The 1,591-nt window shown below is 35.8% G+C and carries 1 protein-coding gene; it reads right to left on the bottom strand.

The genetic code is table 11. The features are described 5' to 3' along the window. Window positions 1–161: 161 nt before the first annotated feature. A complete protein-coding gene (locus JWG40_RS11520) occupies window positions 162–1,490 on the bottom strand; it encodes an ISNCY-like element ISLbi1 family transposase (protein ID WP_205285952.1) in 1,329 nt (442 codons plus the stop codon). Window positions 1,491–1,591: the final 101 nt, after the last annotated feature.

Raw genomic sequence — 1,591 nt, 5'->3', positions numbered from 1 at the left:
CGAATACTTTTACTTTTGAAGCATTATTTTGATTTGGAATACTATTAATTATGAGGCAATATGGCACTCGTATTGAATCTTGTTTTATCTACTCGAAATGTTAAGTTGAGAATCAGGTAAAAATCTACTCCAAAGATAACATTTGTAAAAAAGATTCCAAGCTATTTTCTTTTTACCCAAACTTGTTCTGCAGCTCTCCTCATTTCTTCAACACGTTGTCTTTCGAGGAATGGATTTTTTGTATCTGAATTTACTTCTCGTCTCCATTTCGGAATTGTATGAACGATTCCTTTCTTCCTTCTAACTTTCACTTTGTCTATTGGATTACGAATAGGGGCAGCAATCTTCACAATTTCATTTTGCCAATGATTGACCTGATTCTTTAATTCAAAAATATTCAACTTCTCATAAATCTTTTTCATAGAAGCTTTTATCGTTTTCGAAATATCTTTTCTAGCCAATATCCTTCGGTAAGGTGATTTTGCTTCGTCATACCTTCGTATTGCTTTTGAACCAATCCTATGTTTCTCCTTTAGAATCATCACTGGTAAAAAGTAATTATTGTAAGTATTTAAATCTTGGTAAAGAGATCTGACAATATCTGCTTGGCTTTGATTTTCAATACGCAAATATCCAGTATTCCTTCTTACAACACTGTAATTCTTCTGTTCAATATGTGGGTTATCATTCTTTTTATATGGTCTTCCACGAGTGAATTGGATGTCGTTTCTTTCTGCATACGTTAAGATTGTTTGATTAATAAATTCTGCACCGTTATCGGAATGGATTCCCAAAAGTGGGAAGGGTAATATTTTTTTCAGTTTTATTAATGCTTTTAGCATCTGGAATTGAGTTTTATCTTTCACCAGTATACAAACTGTCCATCCCGTACAAACATCTGTTGCTGCAAGCGTTGAATAAAATCCTCCAAATACATTTCCACCATTATGGGCTACTAGATCGATTTGAACAAAGCCAGGTAGAGAACTTTTCCATTCACCGAACGTTTTGATTGGGATCCGATCAATTAGGTATTTTGGTTGCTTCGTTGTAGAAGTGCCTTTGCGACCAAGTTTTTTCCGTGCTGGTTTCAATAACCGATCTGCAGTAGCGGAACTAATTGAGAGAAGTTTTTCTTTGGTATTTTTATCGATTTTAAATACTTTAAACTGCTCAAGCTTTGCCAAAACATCTGGCATAGCCATGACAAGTCGTTTGGCACAAATTCTATCCAGGATCTCCCAGATCTTCTCTAAATAGAATCTGACGTCATCATCATAGTTGGATAGACGCTTCTTTCTCGGTCTCAGTTTGATGAGATTGTCTTTTTTCTTTCTAAGAACGGTTCTGGCATAAGATCGATTGAATCCAGTAGCTTCGACGAACTGGTCGAGTATGAGACTTTTTTCTTTTTTCGAAGCCCAAAAGTACTTCTCTTTGAAGACTTGAACCAACATAGAACGCACCATCATCGATTGCTTCATGGACATCACCTGTACATGAGTGAATCGTTTCCTTATCTAATTTGGAGTAGATTTTTAGATGATGCAACGGCTAGGGTTTCGAGTAGATTCTTACGTGATGCAGTGAG

The organism is Leptospira abararensis, assembly GCF_016918735.1.
Classification (GTDB): Bacteria; Spirochaetota; Leptospiria; order Leptospirales; family Leptospiraceae; genus Leptospira_A; species Leptospira_A abararensis.
This window is presented reverse-complemented; position numbering and strand designations above follow the sequence as displayed.